Source organism: uncultured Dietzia sp. (assembly GCF_937873725.1).
Classification (GTDB): domain Bacteria; phylum Actinomycetota; class Actinomycetes; order Mycobacteriales; family Mycobacteriaceae; genus Dietzia.
This window is the reverse complement of the sequence record NZ_CALMYY010000066.1, coordinates 1-16,386: the sequence shown is the minus strand read 5'-3', so window position 1 is coordinate 16,386 and position 16,386 is coordinate 1. Positions and strand designations below refer to the sequence as shown.

Sequence of the window (16,386 nt, the reverse complement as noted above, 5' to 3'; positions counted from 1 at the left end):
GGCGCCGGGGACGGTGACCGGCGGCGGCGTGAACGTCACGAGAGCCACCCGGCCTGCACGGCCAGCGGGATGGTGGCGTTGCCCACCAGGACGGCCACCGCGGCGACCCCGCCCACCACGGCCGCGACCGCGCGGCCCTTGATGCCGGTCACGCCGAGATCGCCCGCCGCGGTGCGGACGCCGTGCGCGATGTGCACGGCGAGCAGCAGCATGGTCACGCCGTAGAACGCGGCCACCCATGGCCGCGAGAAGCTCGCCACGAGGTTGGCGTACGCCGAGCCGGACTCGTAGGAGTCCGTCGCGACGGGTGCCGTCCCGGTGGTCATGTCGAGCACGTGGAAGACCACGAAGAGCAGCATCACCACCCCGGTGAGCAGCATCGACCTGGCGCCGAACGAGCTGGCGGTGAGGCCGGTGCGGCGCCGGTGCGGTCCGGCGGAGGCCCGCGACCGGCGCACGAGCAGCACCGAGCACCAGACGTGCGCCACCAGGCTCACCACCAGCACCACCCGGAGGGCCCACAGGACGCCCTCGGGCGGGACGAGCGGCTCGAGCAGGGTGCGCAGCCAGGCCGCGTACCCGTCGAAATACGCGGCGCCGCTGAACACCTTGAGGTTGCCGACCATGTGCACCACGACGAAGGAGGTGAAGACCAGCCCCGTCACCGCCATGACGGCCTTGGCGATCCAGGTGGGGAGCAGCGGGGCACGCCGGATCCGCGGTTCGGCGGGGACGGGCGGGGCGGCGACCTCGGCCACGCGCGGACACCTCCTCAGGTAACGGGCGCCAGTCTAGGTGTGTCCCCGGCCCACGGGACCGGGATCTCCCCGGCGGTCGTCGGCCATACTGGGCACCGTGAACACCACCTGGATCATCGTCGCCGTCGTCGCCGTCCTCCTGCTGGCCCTCCTCGCGCTGGTCCTGGGGCTGCAGCTGCGCAGGAAACGGCGGATCTCCCTGAGCAAGCCGGCGGAGCGCAGGGAACTCACCCGCGAGGAGCGGTCGGGTGACTACCAGGCCGGCACGGGATTCTCCTTCACCGAGGGGGGCGGGACCGCGACGGCGGCACCCCCGAAGGAGCCCCTCCCGCGGGTGGCGCCGACGGAACCCCCGACCCCGCCGGTCGCGCTTCCCGAACCCGTCGCCGTTCCCGAACCGGTCGCCGTTCCCGAGCCCGTCACCGCTCCCGAACCCGAGCCGGCGCCGGGACCCGGCGAGGACACGGTGGTCGCCCCGCCCGCCCCGGTCGAGCCCGCCCCGGTCAAGCCCGCCGAGCGGATCGACCCGTCGGCCGGTCGCCTCGATCGCCTGCGCGGACGGCTCGCGCGCTCCCAGAGCACCGTGGGCCAGGGCCTGCTCGGACTGCTCGGGGCCGGCGACCTGGACGAGGAGGCGTGGGAGGAGATCGAGGACACGCTGATCATGGCGGACCTCGGCTCCACCGTCACCCAGCGCGTGGTCGACCGGTTGCGGGAGGACATCGCCACCCGCCAGGTCCGCACCGAGGCCGAGGTGCGGGACCTGCTCCGGCAGGTCCTCGTGGACAACCTCCACCCGGAATACGATCGCTCGCTGCGCGCGCTGCCGAGCGACGGGACGCCGGCGGTCCTCCTCGTCGTCGGCGTCAACGGGACGGGCAAGACCACCACCACCGGCAAGCTCGCCCGCGTCCTGGTGGCCGACGGGCGCCGGATCCTCCTGGGCGCCGCGGACACCTTCCGCGCCGCGGCCGCGGACCAGCTGCAGACCTGGGGCGAACGGGTGGGCGCGGAGGTGGTCCGCGGCAAGGAGGGCGCGGACCCCGCTTCGGTGGCGTTCGACGCGGTGGCCCGGGGCGTCGCCACCGGAGTCGACGCGGTGCTGGTGGACACCGCCGGCCGACTGCACACCAAGACCGGGCTGATGGACGAGCTGGGCAAGGTCAAGCGGGTCGTGGAGAAGAAGACCCCCGTCGACGAGGTGCTGCTGGTGATCGACGCGACCACCGGACAGAACGGACTCATGCAGGCCCGCGTGTTCAAGGAGGTCGTCGACATCACCGGCGTGGTGCTCACCAAACTCGACGGCACCGCCAAGGGCGGCATCGTCTTCCAGGTCCAACACGAACTCGGAGTGCCGGTCAAGCTCGTCGGACTGGGGGAGGGGGCGGACGACCTGGCGCCGTTCACCCCGGAGGCGTTCGTCGACGCGCTGCTCGGGGTCTAGGACACACGACCGGAACCTGTGACAGCGCCGCGTTACCTCCCCGAAACACCGCCGCACCTCGGAGGCAACAGCGGAACGGAAATCTCTTGTCCCGAGGGTGAGTGAGAGTCGCTCACCACGGACGACGAGGAGGACCTCACCGTGATAGGTGACAGTGTCACGTTGCTCGCCCAGGAGGCGACCACGGATATCAATGCGGGAGACACGGCCTGGATGCTCATGGCTGCGTCGCTGGTCCTGCTCATGACGCCCGCGCTGGCGTTATTCTACGGCGGCATGTCCCGCCAGAAGTCCGTCCTCAACATGATGATGATGTCGTTCGGCGCCATGGGTGTCATCGGCGTCGTCTACCTGCTGTGGGGATGGTCGATGTCCTACGGGAGCGAGTCGGTCCTCGGACTGTTCGCGAACCCCTTCGAGCTGTTCGGCCTGTCCGGCGTGATCGGGGACGCCGACAACTGGGTGACCTCCGGGTTGGGCGCGTACCCGCAGGTCGTCGACGTGGCCTTCCAGGTGACGTTCGCGATCATCACCGTCGCGCTGATCTCGGGTGCGATCGCCGAGCGCGTGCGGTTCGGGACCTGGTTGGCGTTCTCGGGCGTCTGGGTGACCCTGGCGTTCTTCCCGCTCGCCCACATGGTGTGGGGCGGCGGGCTGCTGTCCGCCTCGGAGAACGGGCTGTCCGCGAAGATCTTCGGGACCGTCGACGACGGTGAGGGCGGGTTGGTCGCAGCCGTCGCCCCCGTCGACTTCGCCGGCGGCACCGTGGTCCACATCAACGCCGGCATGGCCGCGCTGGTCCTGGTCCTGCTCGTGGGCAAGCGCCTCGACTTCGGCCGGACCGCCTACCGCCCGCACAACCTGCCGCTGGTCATGCTGGGCGCGGCCCTGCTGTGGTTCGGCTGGTTCGGGTTCAACGCGGGCTCGGCCTTCGGGGCGAACGGCTCGGCGGGCCTGGCCTGGGTCAACACGACGGCCGCCGCCGCCGCGGCGATGCTCGGATGGCTCCTGACGGAGCGGATCCGTGACGGCCACGGCACCAGCCTCGGCGCGGCCTCCGGCATCGTCGCGGGTCTGGTCGCCATCACCCCGGCCGCCGGGTCGGTCCATCCCCTCGGCGCCCTGGTCCTGGGAGCCGTGGCGGGTGTCCTGTCGGCACTGGCCGTGGGGCTCAAGCACCGCTTCGGCTACGACGACTCGCTCGACGTGGTGGGCGTCCACCTGGTCTCCGGGCTGTGGGGGACCATCGCCATCGGCTTGCTCGCCACCGGCACCTTCGGGACCGATGCGGGCCTGTTCTACTCGGCCGACGGATGGCGACTGCTGGTGGTCCAGATCGTCATCGCGGTGGTGGCCCTGGTGTTCACCGCCATCATGACGGCCGTCGCGTGGGCGATCTGCCGCCCGCTGGGCTGGCGGATCAGCAAGACCGACGAGCAGGTCGGGATCGACGCGGCCCAGCACGCGGAATCCGCGTACGAGGCCTCCACCAACGCGCTCATCCGCTGAGCCGACACCCCTGAAAGGAACTCCAGACATGAAGCTCGTCACAGCGATCGTCAAGCCGTTCACGCTCGACGACGTCAAGGCAGCCCTCGAACAGGCGGGTATCCACGGACTGACCATCAGCGAGGTCCAGGGCTACGGCCGCCAGAAGGGCCACACCGAGGTCTACCGCGGTGCGGAGTACGCCGTGGACTTCGTTCCCAAGATCCGGGTGGAGGTGGTGGTCGACGACGACACCGTGGACACCGTGGTCCAGCTGGTCGTCGACGCCGCCCGCACGGGGAAGATCGGCGACGGCAAGGTGTGGGTGACCCCGGTCGAGAGCATCGTCCGAGTGCGCACGGGCGAGGAGGGCGAGGCGGCGATCTGAGCCACCGGACGCCACTGCGCGGTCGATCCCCGGACACCGGGGGGCGGCCGCGCAGTCGCATGCGCGGGCCCGTTCACAGAGACGAAACACGGTGGCACCGTGGAGGTGACACAGCCCGGGCAGGCTGAGGGCACACCGACGACCAGGGCGCCGAGTCAGGGGCCGGACAAGGGGAGGTCATGACCGCGACAGCAGACGACCGCCGCTCCTGCGCGTTGCGGGACGGGCGCGACCACATCCTCTCCGCCACGCGGACGCAGCTGCCGGCGGCGGCCCTGCGGGAGGCGCTGTGCGAGCTCTACGAGATCGAACTGGGGCGCCTCGCGGAGGAGGTCGGGGTGAGCCCGGGGTCGGGATTCGCGCTGGTGGCGTTCGGGGGACTCGGCCGTCGCGAGATGCTGCCGTACTCCGATCTCGACCTGGTCCTGGTCCACGAACGGCGACCGGACCGTGACGTCCGCGAACTTGCCGACGCGCTGTGGTACCCGCTGTGGGACTCGGGTGTGGGTCTGGACCACAGCGTGCGCACCGTGGACCAGTGCCTGGCGGTGGCGTCGGCGGACGTCTCCGTGGCGATGAGCCTGCTGGACGCCCGGGTGATCGCCGGGGACGCGGATCTCGGGGCGCTCGTCGTCGACGGGGCCCGACGTCAGTGGCGGGACCAGATCGCCGCACGATTCGACGACCTCGTCACCGCGGCGGTCGCGCGTCGTCACCGGTCGGGGGTCATCGCCCACCGGACGGAGCCCGATCTCAAGAACGGCGTCGGCGGCCTCCGGGACGCGCAGCTCGTCTCCGCGCTGTCGATGGCGCACCTCAGCGACGGGCGACCGGTCGTCCCCGGTGCCATGGCGTCCGCGCACCGCCTCGTGCTGGACGCACGGACCGAGCTCCACCGGGTGAGCGGTCGGGGTCGAGAGGTCCTCCACGCGGAGTACGGCGACGAGGTGGCTCGGGCCCTGGGACTGGGGGACCGGTTCGACCTCGCACGCGCCCTCAGCGACGCCTCCCGCACCATCGCGTTCACGGCCGACCAGGCCATCCGTGCCTCCTGCGCGAGCCTGTCCTCCCGGGGCCTGACGGGCCTGCTGCGCAGGTCGCCGATCCGCCGCCCCCTGGACGACGGCGTGGTGGAGCACTCCGGGGAGGTGGCACTGGCGAGGAACGCGCGGATCGCCGAGGACCCCTGGCTGCCGTTGCGGGTGGCGGCGGCCGCCGCACGCTTCGGCCTGCCGGTGGCGGGCTCGACGCTCGGGGTGCTGGTGGAGCGGTCCCCGACCCCGCAGGGGCGCTGGCCGGCGGAGGCGCTGTCCGATCTCCTCGTCCTCCTGGGGTCGGGCGAGGCCCAGGTGCCGGTGCTCGAGGCACTCGACCGGACGGGGTTGTGGGAGCGCATCCTGCCCGAGTGGTCGGAGGTCCGTGACCTGCCCCCGAGGGACCGGGCCCACGTCTACACGGTGGACCGGCACCTCGTCCAGACCGCGGTGGAGGCCTCCCGGCTCACCACGTCGGTGGCGCGGGCGGACCTGCTGCTCCTGGCAGCGCTGCTGCACGACCTGGGCAAGAGCCGGGAGGGCGACCACAGCGAGGTCGGAGCCGAACTCGTGGCCCCGATCGCGCGGCGGATGGGACTCGGCGCGAGCGACGTGGACTCCCTGGTGCGCATCGTGAGGCACCATCTGTTGCTGCCGGCCACCGCGACCCGACTCGATCCGTCGGACCCCGCGACGGCGGACGCCGTGGTGGCAGCCCTCGACGGGGACGCGATCGCGCTCGACGTCCTGGCCGCGCTCACCGAGGCCGACTCCCTGGCCACCGGGCCGACCGTGTGGACGCAGGGACGAGCCAGGGCGCACGCGGCCCTGGTCGACGCGTGCCGGGCGCGGATCGGCGGCCGGCGTCGGCCGGCGGAGGCGCCGACCGTCGACGCCACCCGTCCGCACGGGCCCCCCGATGTGGTGGTGGACCTGCGTCCCGCGGACACCGGGACGACTCACGTGGTGACCCTCGTCGTGCCGGGAGGGGGGAGGTCGCTCGCCGTCACGGCGGAGGTCCTCGCCGCGCACCGGCTCGAGATCGTCGACGCGGACATCGACCTCCGTCCCCCCGGGGGGATGCGGGCGAGGATGACCGTCTCCACGCGCTACGGCGATCCGGTGGACCCCAGGATCCTCCGACAGGACCTGCGGCGGGCGGTCGACTCGGGGTTGCCGGGACCACTCCGGGCCGCGCTCGAACGCAGCGCCTCCCATCCCGTCGGCCCCCCGCTGGCCAGGTCGTCGGTGCTGGTCGACCGCCGGGCGGATGCGGACGGGATCCTGCTCGAGGTGCGAGCCGAGGACAGGCCGGGGCTCTTCGCGACCGTCGTCGCGGCGATCCTGGGCACGGGCGCGAGGATCGACTGGGTGCTGGTGCGCACCCGCGGGGCCGCGGTCGAGGACGTGTTCGCGTTGTCCGGTCCGGGAGCGGTCCTCAGCACGGCCTCCGAGGTGGAGGCCCTGCTGCCGCAGCGCGATCCCGCGGCGCCCATCGGAGGTCGTGCCGATACCCTGTGAGGAGTCGTCGACGACGACGCCGGGATCTCGCGTTCCCGGCCCGCGACCCAGGGAGCTGTCACCGTGTTCGATTCCTTGTCCGATCGCCTGACAGGTGCGCTCAAGGACCTGCGCGGAAAGGGTCGGCTCAGCGATGCCGACATCGACGCGACGGCCCGGGAGATCCGACTGGCGCTGCTCGAGGCGGATGTCGCGCTTCCCGTCGTCCGGACCTTCATCGCGCGGGTCAAGGAGCGGGCCAAGAGTTCGGAGGTCTCCGAGGCCCTGAACCCCGCCCAGCAGGTCGTCAAGATCGTCGACGCGGAGCTCACGGCCATCCTCGGCGGCCAGGCTCGGCGCATCGAGTTCGCGAAGCAGCCCCCGACGGTCATCATGCTCGCGGGCCTCCAGGGCGCGGGCAAGACGACCCTCGCGGGCAAGCTCGCGTACTGGCTCCGGGGCCAGGGTCACACCCCCCTCCTGGTGGCGTGTGATCTCCAGCGACCGGGTGCCGTCGACCAGCTCCGGATCGTCGGCGAGCGCGCCGGCGTCCAGGTGTTCGCCCCCCACCCCGGGACGTCGGTCGGCGGGGACGGGGAGGTCGTGGGCGTGCAGGAGCCGGTCTCCGTGGCCCAGCGCGGACTCGCGCACGCGCGCGCCAAGATGCACGACGTGGTGATCGTCGACACCGCCGGCCGGTTGGGCATCGACGACGAGCTCATGGCCCAGGCCCGGGGCATCCGCGACGCCGTGCGGCCGAACGAGACCTTCTTCGTCCTGGACGCGATGGTCGGTCAGGACGCGGTCGTCACGGCGGAGGCCTTCCGCGAGGGCGTCGGCTTCACCGGTGTCGTGCTGACCAAGCTCGACGGTGACGCGCGCGGCGGAGCCGCGCTGAGCGTCCGCGAGCTGACCGGGACGCCGATCATGTTCGCCTCCGACGGCGAGAAGCTCGAGGACTTCGACGTCTTCCACCCCGACCGCATGGCCAGCCGGATCCTCGGCATGGGCGACGTCCTCTCGCTCATCGAGCAGGCGGAGACGGTCTTCGACGCGAAGGAGGCCGAGAAGACCGCCGCGAAGATCGGGTCGGGCGAGCTGTCCCTCGAGGACTTCCTCGAGCAGATGCTCATGATCCGCAAGATGGGGCCCATCGGGAACCTGCTGGGCATGCTGCCCGGAGGCAAGGAGATGAAGGCGGCCGTCGGCGACATCGACGAGAAATACCTGGACCGCATCCAGGCGATCATCCGGGGCATGACGCCCGCGGAGCGTGCCGATCCCAAGATCATCAACGGTTCTCGACGCCAGCGGATCGCCAAGGGGTCCGGCGTCACCGTGACCGAGGTGAACCAGCTGGTGGACCGGTTCTTCGAGGCGCGCAAGATGATGAGCCGGATGGCCGGCCAGATGGGCATGCCCGGGGCCGGGCGCAAGAACCAGCGCAAGGGGAAGAAGGGCAAGGGCAAGGGGCGGGGCCCCACGCAGTCCAAGAACCGGGCGATGCTGCCCGGTGGCATGCCGGGAATGCCCCCGGGCATGCCGGATCTGTCGCAGATGCCGCCCGGGCTCGACCGGCTCCCGCCCGGGTTGGAAGGCATCGACCTCAACGACCTGAAGTTCCCCAAGCGCTGACCTCCGGTCCCGGCGAGCCGATTGGTACCAGGGGTGGCGGGGCGTTTAGACTGATCCGCTGGACGCCGTCACCGGTAGGACCCGCTGCGCCAGGCGCGTGTCGGGCCCCGCGCCGAACGGCGGTCACCCGGAAGGCGAAACCGGGCCCCGCTACACGTGCGGGAGCCGCTGAATCGCCACGTGACCCGCAACAGAAAGCGAGACGCCTCATGGCCGTCAAGATCAAGCTCACCCGCCTCGGCAAGATCCGCAACCCGCAGTACCGCGTCGTCGTGGCCGACGCCCGCACCCGTCGTGACGGGCGTTCCATCGAGACCATCGGCCTCTACCGCCCGAAGGAGGAGCCGAGCTTCATCCAGATCAACTCCGAGCGTGCGCAGTACTGGCTCGGGGTGGGCGCCCAGCCGACCGAGGCCGTCGAGCAGCTGCTCAAGGTGACGGGCGACTGGCAGAAGTTCAAGGGCCTCGAGGGCACCGAGGGCACCCTGAGGGTCGCCGAGCCCAAGCCGAACAAGCTGGACCTGTTCAACAAGGCCCTCGAAGAGGCCCAGGGCGAGCCGTCCGCCGAGGCCATCACCGCCAAGCGCAAGGCCGAGAAGGCCAAGAAGGCCGACGAGGCCAAGCAGGCCGAGGATGCGGCCAAGAAGGCCGCCGAGGCCGACTCCGCCGAGGCCGCGCCGGCCGACGCCGAGACCACCGAGGCCTGAAACAGATGACTGACATGGTCGTCGACGCCGTCGACCACCTCGTGCGCGGCATCGTGTCGGATCCCGACGCGGTATCCGTGACGTCGAGTGGTGGGCGGCGCGGCACCGTGATCCGCGTGGCCGTGGCGCCCGACGACCTCGGTCGCGTCATCGGTCGCGGCGGACGCACCGCCTCCGCGATCAGGACGATCGTCTCCGCCGTCGGCGGACCCGACGTCCGGGTCGACGTGGTCGACACCGACCGCTAGACCCGTTCGGATCGCACTCGTACCTGGAGGATCGCCATGGAGCTCGTCGTGGGACGCGTCGTCAAGTCGCACGGGGTCCGCGGTGAGCTCGTGGTCGACGTGCGCACCGACTCCCCCCACGACCGGTTCGCGGCAGGCTCCCGGCTCGTCGGCCGGACCGGCAAGGGGAGCAGCGTCTCCGACCGCGAGGTCGTCATCGAGGCCGCCCGTGATCACTCCGGGCGGCTTCTCGTGCGCCTGGCCGGGGTGACGGACCGGGACTCGGCGGACGCGCTCCGCGGGATGCTTCTGCTCATCGACTCGGAGGCGCTGCCGGAGACCGGCGATCCCGACGAGTTCCACGACCACCAGTTGGTGGGGCTCCGTGTGGTCGACACCGGCGGGGTGGAGGTCGGTGAGGTCACCGAGGTCGTCCACACGCCGGCGGGTGAACTCCTCGCCGTCCGGCTCTCGGACGGCGGCGACGCGCTGGTGCCGTTCGTCGCCGCGATCGTTCCCGAGGTGGACCTCGGGGCGGGAATCTGCGTCATCGACCCGCCGGAGGGGCTGCTCGGCCTGGGGTCGGCGTGACCGATCCGTCGGTCGCGGATTCCGGTCCCCGGATGCGTCTCGACGTCGTCACCGTCTTTCCCGACTACCTGGCCCCGCTCCGCCTGGCGCTTCTCGGCCGCGCCATCGACCGGGGAATCCTGGACGTGGGTGTCCACGACCTCCGTGACTGGACCCACGACGTGCACCGGGCCGTCGACGACACCCCGTTCGGTGGTGGCCCCGGCATGGTCATGCGCCCCACCGTCTGGGGTGAGGCCCTCGACGCCCTGGTCCCGGAGTCGGCGGACGGCTCGGGCGAGCGCCCGCTGCTGATCGTCCCGACCCCCGCCGGCAGGCCGTTCACCCAGGCGGATGCCCACCGCTACGCCGCCCGACGGCACCTCGTCTTTGCCTGCGGCCGCTACGAGGGAATCGACCAGCGGGTCGTGGACGAGGCCTCCGAGCGGATGGACGTCGAGGAGGTGAGCATCGGCGACTACGTCCTCATCGGGGGCGAGGTGGCCGTGCTGGTGATGGCGGAGGCGGTGGTCCGGCTCCTGCCGGGCGTGCTCGGCAACCGGCGCAGCCACGAGGAGGACTCGTTCTCCGACGGTCTCCTCGAGGGGCCCAGCTACACGCGGCCCGAGGTGTGGCGGGATCGCCCGGCCCCGGCGGTGCTCCGGAGCGGCGATCACGCGCGGATCGACCGGTGGCGGCGCGACCAGTCACTGCTGCGCACGGCGGACCGACGCCCCGACCTCCTCGACCGGGTGGAACTCGGCGCCCGCGACCTCGAGACCCTCTCGGCGCACGGATGGGAGCCCGGCGAGGGATTTGGGTCGGGCGCACCGGGAGTGGCACACTAGCGAGGTTGACCATTCGGGCGCACGTCTGTGCCCGCGGACGGTCGCGCCGATCCGGGGCACGAACCGGTCGACCCGCCTCGCGGTGGGCGCCAGGGTCCTCTGTCCTCAATTCCTGACATCCGAGGAACATCATGAACACTCTCGACTTCATCGACAACAAGTCGCTCCGCGACGACATCCCGGCGTTCCGGGCCGGTGACACGCTCGACGTCCACGTCAAGGTCATCGAGGGCTCCAAGGAGCGCATCCAGGTCTTCAAGGGCGTCGTGATCCGTCGTCAGGGCGGCGGCGTCCGCGAGACCTTCACCGTCCGCAAGGTCTCGTTCGGCGTCGGTGTCGAGCGCACCTTCCCGGTGCACTCGCCGACCATCGACCACATCGACGTCCTGGTGCGCGGCGACGTCCGCCGCGCGAAGCTCTACTACCTCCGCAATCTCCGTGGCAAGGCCGCGAAGATCAAGGAGAAGCGCTGAGCGTCTAGAGCCGGTCCGACTCGGCCGCCGCGCGCGGTGACGGATCGACTACGCTCGTCCGGGTGAGCAGCACCGAAACACCTGGACAGAACCCCACCGAGCCGGGGCCCCATCACGACGGGGCCCCGGCTCGCGGCGTGCGCGGCGGCACGGGGGACGGCGGGGGCAAGGGTCAGCCCTGGTACATCGAGATACCGATGCTGATCGTGATCGCCCTGGTGCTGGTGTTCGTGTTCCAGACCTTCGTCGGTCGCGTCTACCAGATCCCGTCGGAATCGATGGAGCCGACGCTGCACGGTTGCGCCGGGTGTACGGGTGACCGCATCTTCGTGGACAAGATCACGTACCGGTTCGGAGATCCGCAACCCGGGGACGTGGTGGTGTTCGAGGGTCCGGACTCCTGGAACCAGGGCTACCAGTCGATCCGGTCGGACAACCCGGTCGTGCGCACGCTGCAGGACATCGGCGGGGTGATCGGCATCGTCCCGCCCGACCAGAACGACCTGGTCAAGCGGGTCATCGCGGTGGGTGGGCAGACGGTCGGCGGGTGTTCCCCGGAGGGGGACCTGCTGGTGGACGGTGAACCCCTCGTCGAGCCCTACCTCAACGCCGACCCCTCGACCGGCCGCAACCCCCTCGACTGCGCGTTCGGGCCCGTGACCGTTCCCGAGGGGAACTACTGGGTGATGGGGGACAACCGGGGCAACTCGGCCGACTCCCGCTTCCACATGGGGGACGAGTTCCAGGGCACGATCCCTGGGGAGAACATCATCGGGAAGGTCCAGGCGATCATCCTGCCGTTCGGTCGGATCGGAACGGTCTCCTCCCCGGACATCCACGCGGGGTGAACCGGGTCCGTCCGGGGCGGGTCCGCGTGACCCGGCGCGACGGTCGCCTGGCCCTCGAGGCGGCGCTCGGCCGTCGGGGTCTGGGCCCGGTCGCCGGCGTCGACGAGGCCGGTCGCGGTTCCTGCGCGGGTCCGCTCGTCGTGGCGGCGTGTGTGCTCGGGGAGCGACTCCACCCAGACCTGGCGGAGCTCGACGACTCGAAGAGGCTCGCACCCGCCACCCGGGAGAGGCTTCACGATCTCGTGCTGCGGCACGCGGTCGCGGCGTCCGTGGTGGTGATCGAACCCGACAGGATCGACGCCAGGGGGATCCACCGGTGCAACCTCGAGGGGATGCGGAGGGCGGTGGCGAGGCTGGACCCGACACCGGGATTCGTCCTCACCGACGGGTTCGCGGTGGACGGGCTGGGGTGCCAGTCCACCTCGGTGATCGGGGGTGACGCGGTGGTCGCATCCATCGCCGCCGCGAGTGTCCTCGCAAAGGTCACGCGCGATCGGATTATGGTGGACCTCGACTCGAGGTACCCGGGGTACGGGTTCGCAACGCACAAGGGGTACGGCACCTCGGGTCACGCCAGGGCGATCGAGCAGCTCGGTCCCAGCGACATCCACAGAATGTCGTACGCCAACGTCCGTCGCGCCGCGCAGGCGCACTCGAGGAGCAGCACTAGATGAGCGCCGAGGATCTGGAGAACTACGAGACCGAGATGGAGCTCTCGCTGTATCGCGAGTACCGCGACATCGTCGGCCAGTTCACCTATGTCGTCGAGACCGAGCGGCGTTTCTACCTCGCCAACGCGGTCGAGCTGATCCCGCGATCCGCCGACGGTGAGGTGTACTTCGACGTCCGGATGTCCGATGCGTGGGTGTGGGACATGTACCGGCCTGCGCGTTTCGTCAAATACGTTCGCGTCCTGACCTTCAAGGACGTCAACATCGAGGAGCTCGACAAGCCCGAACTCCGACTCCCCGATTAGAGCCCGTCGGCTCGTCCTCCACAGCCCCGTCCCCCTCCACAGGGCGGCACCGGCCCGGTCCGCAGCACGCGGATCGGGCCGCGGTCGTCGGGCAGGGTGATCCGCGGCGGCCCGGAGTGGCCGGGTCGCCGGGGAGGGGTTCGCGATGGCTGGGGACGGGGCGCGGTCGGTCGCCGGTGCGGGGGACGGGGACCGGCGCCGGCGGACGGGCGCGACGGGGGAGGCCCACGCGGCGGGGTTGATCGAAGCGCGGGGGGGCGTGGTGATCAGCCGGAACTGGCGGAGCCGGACCGGTGAGCTCGACCTGGTGGTCCTCGACGACCGCGGGCGGCTCCGGTTCGTCGAGGTCCGGACCCGGACGGGAACCGGATTCGGAACACCCGCGGAGTCCGTCACCGCGGCCAAGCGGCGGCGAGTGCGCACGCTGGCGGGCGAATGGCTGGCCGCGCACCCCGGTGTGTGGCGGCAGGTCTGCTTCGACGTGATCGGGGTCGACCTCGCGGACCCCTCCCGGCCGCGCCTCGAGCTGTTCGAGGACGTGATGTGACCGTGGCGCTCGGACGGACGTGGGCGGTCACGCTGCAAGGTGTCGGCGGCCAGATGGTCGAGGTGGAGGCGGACGTCGGGAGGGGGTTGCCGGGCGTCTCCATCGTGGGGATGGGCGACGGCGCGGTCATGCAGTCGCGGGAGCGGATGCGGGCGGCGGTGGTCAATTCGGGGTTGACCTGGCCGCCGGGGAAGGTGGTCCTCTCCCTCTCTCCCGCGGCGGTGCCCAAGAGGGGGTCAGGGTTCGATCTCCCGCTCGCGATCGGGACCCTCACGGCGTCCGGTGAACTACCGGCCGCCGGGTTCGAGGGGACCCTGCTGATGGGCGAGCTCGCGCTCGACGGCCGTGTGCGGCCGGTACGGGGGGTCCTGCCGGCGGTCCTGGCGGCACGAGACGCCGGCCTCACGCGGGCGATCGTGCCCGCGGCGAACCTGGCGGAGGCGAGGCTGGTCGGCGGGATCGACACCGCGGGAGCGGAGTCGCTACGCATGATCGCGGCGTGGGCGCGGCAGTCGGGGAGTCTGGTCGCCGAGGCCCCCCGCGCCGTGGGCGGTCGTGCCGACGACGGGACGGACCTGGCGGAGGTCCGCGGGCAGGAGGACTGCCGTCGTGCCGTGGAGGTCGCGGCCGCGGGTGGGCACGCGATGATCCTGCGGGGGGCGCCGGGAACGGGCAAGACGATGTTGGCCCGACGGTTGCCCGGGTTGCTTCCGGACCTGGGGGAGCAGGAAGCACTCGAGGCCACGGCCATCCATTCGGTGATGGGCCGACTCCTCGGGCCCGACCCCCTGCTGCGACGGCCCCCGTTCGTGGCGCCACACCATTCGGCCTCCGCCGCCTCCCTGGTCGGGGGCGGGAACAACGTCCCCCGGCCGGGGGCGGCGACGCTGGCCCATCGGGGGGTGTTGTTCCTCGACGAGTGCGCCGAGTTCTCGGGCAGGGTCCTGGACAGTCTGCGGACGCTGCTGGAGGACGGCGAGGTGCGGATCGCCCGGCGGGACGAGCTGTCGGTCTTCCCGACCCGCTTCCAGCTGGTGATGGCGGCCAACGACTGCCCGTGTGGGAGCGCCCGCCCGGTCGAGTGCTCGTGCACACCCGATGCCCGGCGCAGGTACGGCAGGGCGCTGACCGGGCCGCTCCGGGACCGGATCGACATCTCCGCGCGGACCCTGCCCCTCGGATCGGGGCTGTTCGCCGCCGACGAGGTGGAGGACAGCGCGACGGTGCGGGCGCGGGTGGCCGCGGCGAGAGCGGCGGCGGCGGCGAGGTGGGTCGCGTACCCCGACGCGGCCGGGGCGCGGGCCAACGCGGATGTCCCCGGTCGGGTGCTGAGGAGCGCGACCGGGTTGAGCCGGGACGCTCTGCGCCAGTTGAACCGTGCACTGACGCACGGGGTGTTGTCCCCGCGCGGCGTGGATCGCTGCCTGCGGATCGCGTGGACGATCGCCGACCTGGCGGGGGCGGAGGTGCCGGGTGAGCACCACGTGGCCGAAGCGATGGTCTTGAGGGGAGAGGACTGATGGACGGAACGGGCGAGCGGGACGTGGACCCGGAGGTGCGGCGGGCATACGCGTATCTCGGGGCGGTCACCGAGAGGCCGACCGCCGAACTGTGGGATCTCGTGGATGCGGTGGGTCCGGTCGAGGCGCGCGATCGCATCCGCGCCGGACGGGTCGACGACGCACTCGTCCGGCAGTCCGAGGCGCGTCGGGCTCGGGTAGACGGGGCGGCGCTCATGGACATCGCGGCGGACACCGGAGCCCGCCTTCTCGTCCCGGGTGACCCGGGGTGGCCCGGTGAGGCGCTCGAGCCGCTGGACCGCCCGAGGCGCCGCCGGCGCGGTGGCAGGGCGGGGGTGGATATCGCGCTCCGTCCCCTCGGGCTGTGGTGGCGCGGACCCGCGGATCCCGGCGGGTCGCTGGGCCGTTCGGTGGCCGTGGTGGGGACCCGGGCACCCACGGCGTACGGGCGCGCGGTGACGGCGGACCTGGGCGCGGGCGTCTCGGGTGAGGGGTTCACGGTGGTGTCCGGGGGTGCGTTCGGAATCGATGCGGCCGCCCACCGGGCCGTGCTCGGCGCGGGAGGGTGCACGATAGCCGTCCTCGCCGGAGGGGTGGACCGACTCTATCCGCGGGGCAACGACGGGCTTCTCCGAGCGGTGGCGGAGTCGGGGGCGGTGATCTCGGCGCAGGCACCGGGGACCGGGGTCACGCGGTACCGGTTCCTCGACAGGAACCGACTCATCGCGGCGCTCACCCGCGCGACCGTGGTGGTCGAGGCGGCCGCACGGAGCGGGGCGCTGAGCACCGCGGCGTGGGCCGCGGCGCTGGACCGCCCGGTCGGCGCCGTTCCCGGTCCGGTGACCTCGGTCGCGTCGGTGGGGTGCCATCTGCTGGTGCGGGACCGGGGTGCGGTGCTCGTCGCCCGGACCGCCGACGTGGTGGAACTGGCCGGGGACATGGGGGAGACGGCACCGCCTCCCACGGGGGAACCGACCTCGTGGGACGGGTTGGACGACGTGACCAGGCGCGTGCTGGAGGCGATGCCCACCGCCGGCGGGGCGGCACCGGCGGAGATAGCCGCCTCGGCCGGGATCGCCCCGTCCACCACGAGGGCGGTCCTCGGGCGACTGCTCTCGACCGGCGCGGTGATCCGGGGTCCGGAGGGGTGGCGGAGATCGGGGGATGCGGGGCTGCAGATGACCATTCCCGTGGTCTGATCGGCGGGGCCGGCCCCCACCGGCCTGCGCCGGCCGGGGGCGCAACTGAGAAACGGTGCGCCAGGGGCGGAAGGGGGGGGCGGAAGTTGGGCCCCCCCAGGGGGGAGCCCCGCCCCCCGGGCACAAAGAAGGAGGCGGGCACCCCCCGCCCCGGAGCCCAGTTCCAGAACCGCCTCGCCCGGCCGCGCCGGAACCGAAGCCGCAAGCAGCACCGGATCGGT

Annotated in this window: 17 protein-coding genes; 16 read left to right on the top strand and 1 reads right to left on the bottom strand. The window is 72.0% G+C overall.

Annotated features, from left to right (window positions below):
• Positions 1-35 precede the first annotated feature (35 nt).
• Positions 36-758: a succinate dehydrogenase cytochrome b subunit gene (locus Q0444_RS06055; RefSeq protein WP_291084568.1), complete on the bottom strand. Its 723-nt coding sequence runs from the start codon at positions 756-758 to the stop codon at positions 36-38.
• 88 nt (positions 759-846) lie between these two features.
• Here Q0444_RS06055 and ftsY point away from each other — a divergent pair, with 88 nt between their 5' ends.
• From ftsY to dprA, 16 genes are all read left to right on the top strand, one after another.
• The gene (gene ftsY, locus Q0444_RS06050; RefSeq protein ID WP_299022239.1) at positions 847-2,205 is read left to right on the top strand and encodes a signal recognition particle-docking protein FtsY; all 1,359 of its coding nucleotides are present in this window, start codon (positions 847-849) and stop codon (positions 2,203-2,205) included.
• Positions 2,206-2,418: 213 nt separating this feature from the next.
• A complete protein-coding gene (locus tag Q0444_RS06045) occupies positions 2,419-3,714 on the top strand; it encodes an ammonium transporter (protein WP_291084586.1) in 1,296 nt (431 codons plus the stop codon).
• Positions 3,715-3,742: 28 nt separating this feature from the next.
• Positions 3,743-4,081: a P-II family nitrogen regulator gene (locus Q0444_RS06040; protein ID WP_291084565.1), complete on the top strand. Its 339-nt coding sequence runs from the start codon at positions 3,743-3,745 to the stop codon at positions 4,079-4,081.
• A gap of 179 nt (positions 4,082-4,260) precedes the next feature.
• A complete protein-coding gene (locus Q0444_RS06035; RefSeq protein WP_291084562.1) occupies positions 4,261-6,636 on the top strand; it encodes a [protein-PII] uridylyltransferase in 2,376 nt (791 codons plus the stop codon).
• Between the two features lie 63 nt (positions 6,637-6,699).
• The gene (gene ffh / locus Q0444_RS06030) at positions 6,700-8,250 is read left to right on the top strand and encodes a signal recognition particle protein (protein ID WP_291084559.1); all 1,551 of its coding nucleotides are present in this window, start codon (positions 6,700-6,702) and stop codon (positions 8,248-8,250) included.
• Positions 8,251-8,459: 209 nt separating this feature from the next.
• Entirely contained in the window at positions 8,460-8,957 is a 498-nt protein-coding gene (gene rpsP, locus Q0444_RS06025) for a 30S ribosomal protein S16 (protein WP_291084556.1), read from the top strand.
• A gap of 5 nt (positions 8,958-8,962) precedes the next feature.
• On the top strand, positions 8,963-9,205 hold the full coding sequence (locus Q0444_RS06020) for an RNA-binding protein (RefSeq protein ID WP_291084553.1): 243 nt from the start codon (positions 8,963-8,965) through the stop codon (positions 9,203-9,205).
• Between the two features lie 36 nt (positions 9,206-9,241).
• Positions 9,242-9,775: a ribosome maturation factor RimM gene (gene rimM / locus Q0444_RS06015; protein ID WP_291084551.1), complete on the top strand. Its 534-nt coding sequence runs from the start codon at positions 9,242-9,244 to the stop codon at positions 9,773-9,775.
• A gap of 32 nt (positions 9,776-9,807) precedes the next feature.
• Positions 9,808-10,602: a tRNA (guanosine(37)-N1)-methyltransferase TrmD gene (trmD, locus tag Q0444_RS06010; protein ID WP_299022236.1), complete on the top strand. Its 795-nt coding sequence runs from the start codon at positions 9,808-9,810 to the stop codon at positions 10,600-10,602.
• A 131-nt stretch (positions 10,603-10,733) separates the two neighbouring features.
• Entirely contained in the window at positions 10,734-11,075 is a 342-nt protein-coding gene (gene rplS / locus Q0444_RS06005; RefSeq protein ID WP_291084547.1) for a 50S ribosomal protein L19, read from the top strand.
• A 137-nt stretch (positions 11,076-11,212) separates the two neighbouring features.
• Positions 11,213-11,923 carry a signal peptidase I gene (lepB, locus tag Q0444_RS06000; RefSeq protein ID WP_291084580.1) on the top strand — a complete coding sequence of 237 codons (711 nt, stop codon included), beginning with the start codon at positions 11,213-11,215 and terminating at the stop codon, positions 11,921-11,923.
• Between the two features lie 26 nt (positions 11,924-11,949).
• On the top strand, positions 11,950-12,597 hold the full coding sequence (locus tag Q0444_RS05995; RefSeq protein ID WP_299022128.1) for a ribonuclease HII: 648 nt from the start codon (positions 11,950-11,952) through the stop codon (positions 12,595-12,597).
• Positions 12,594-12,899 carry a DUF2469 domain-containing protein gene (locus Q0444_RS05990; protein ID WP_291084541.1) on the top strand — a complete coding sequence of 102 codons (306 nt, stop codon included), beginning with the start codon at positions 12,594-12,596 and terminating at the stop codon, positions 12,897-12,899. Before Q0444_RS05995 ends, Q0444_RS05990 begins: the two co-directional genes overlap by 4 nt.
• A 145-nt stretch (positions 12,900-13,044) precedes the next feature.
• Positions 13,045-13,446: a YraN family protein gene (locus tag Q0444_RS05985; protein WP_291084538.1), complete on the top strand. Its 402-nt coding sequence runs from the start codon at positions 13,045-13,047 to the stop codon at positions 13,444-13,446.
• A gap of 2 nt (positions 13,447-13,448) precedes the next feature.
• Entirely contained in the window at positions 13,449-14,966 is a 1,518-nt protein-coding gene (locus Q0444_RS05980) for a YifB family Mg chelatase-like AAA ATPase (protein WP_291084577.1), read from the top strand.
• On the top strand, positions 14,966-16,165 hold the full coding sequence (gene dprA, locus Q0444_RS05975; RefSeq protein WP_291084535.1) for a DNA-processing protein DprA: 1,200 nt from the start codon (positions 14,966-14,968) through the stop codon (positions 16,163-16,165). Before Q0444_RS05980 ends, dprA begins: the two co-directional genes overlap by 1 nt.
• Positions 16,166-16,386: the final 221 nt, after the last annotated feature.